Below are 1227 nucleotides of genomic sequence, written 5' to 3' on the forward strand. Positions count from 1 at the left end.
GCAGCGCATCGCGGGTAAGCGCCAACAGGCGCGCATCACGGCGCTCAGCAGGCGGATGGCGGGCAATCAACCCGTCGGGGAGCGCAAAATCAAAATCGTCGACGTTCACGTACTGTACCGGCACGGAAGTTCAAGGGAGAGCAAGGATACCCGGCAGCGAAAGCAGGATCAAAAGCTGTTTCTCCACAGAGAGCACAGAGGGACAGAGAAAACCCTGCTTTTCCCTCAGTGAACCCTGTGCTCTCTGTGGTCAATCCGTTTTCTTGCCTTTTGCCTGTTTCGGCAGCTGAACGGTGGCCGTGGCGGACAGGCGATCGTGAAGCGTTTGATGCGGCGCGATCAGCACCACCAGATAGCCGGCCCCGAACAGGCCCCACGACACGCAGGCACCCAGAAAGCGAGCCAGGGTCTGCCAGAGCTTAACCGGCCCACCGCGATAGTCCCGCACCTGCAACCGCCAGGCACGCATGCCAAGGGTCTGGCCGCCACGCATCCAGAACCAGGCATAGAACAACCAGGTTTCCACCAGCAGCAGCGGCAGCAGAATCCCCTTCAGGTAGTCCGGCGCAGCGCGGGTGACGCCATTAATATCTTCCATCGGCAACCCGGTTTTGGGATAGACCAGCACGAAGATACCCGTAGTCACAAACCACAAGGCGAGCACCAGAAAGCCATCATAGACCAGCGCCATCAAGCGCTTAAGCAAACCGGCGGGCGGGGCATATTCGGTCATGACACTCTCCTGGACAGACGAGTTTGAGCTATCGAGAGCCCGGAGACGCCCGACATAAAAAAGCCCGCTGGAAGCGGGCTCTTTTATTGTTTGGTACAGAGGCCGGACTCAAATACAGCCCCAACCATCTGATTTACAACACAATAAAAAAGCACAAAAGGGTGTTGGCCACACTGTTGGCCCCAGTAAAAATGGCCTAAAAATGGGACCCGAACCCCTTGCGGGCGGCAGTATAGCGCAGGCTTCCAAGACAAGTCATTGGGCGACAAGAAACCATGGGGTCATTCCGACCTCAGTCTGGCGCCCCATCTTTATCTGACATCGGCTTGGGCCATAGCCTGGCCGTATGCACCAATGTAAGCACCCAGACTGCCTCCTGATAAACCTCATAGACCAGCCGATAATGTTCATGGGGGAACAGCTCCCGCGTGCCAGGCACCACCCCCTCTCTCCCCATCTCGGGGTGGTCTGCCAGCAATCTTGCCGCCTCCGAG

General features: G+C 57.9%; 3 protein-coding genes. All 3 read right to left on the reverse strand.

All coding sequences use genetic code 11. The features are described from left to right. Positions 1-124, reverse strand: a 124-nt coding sequence (locus A3754_RS26440) for an S-adenosylmethionine:tRNA ribosyltransferase-isomerase (RefSeq protein WP_369817569.1), incomplete at its 3' end; no start/stop codon positions are given. Positions 125-250: 126 nt separating this feature from the next. Continuing rightward, entirely contained in the window at positions 251-733 is a 483-nt protein-coding gene (locus tag A3754_RS03405; RefSeq protein WP_063518852.1) for an RDD family protein, read from the reverse strand. Between the two features lie 292 nt (positions 734-1025). Then, positions 1026-1227, reverse strand: a 202-nt coding sequence (locus A3754_RS25895; protein ID WP_156496742.1) for a type II toxin-antitoxin system RelE/ParE family toxin, incomplete at its 5' end; no start/stop codon positions are given.

The sequence above is a fragment of the Alcanivorax sp. HI0083 genome (assembly GCF_001635175.1).

Excerpts from the sequence above, each read along its gene's own strand:
- A3754_RS03405 (WP_063518852.1), bottom strand. The coding sequence starts at position 733 with ATGACCGAATATGCCCCGCCCGCCGGTTTGCTTAAGCGCTTGATGGCG.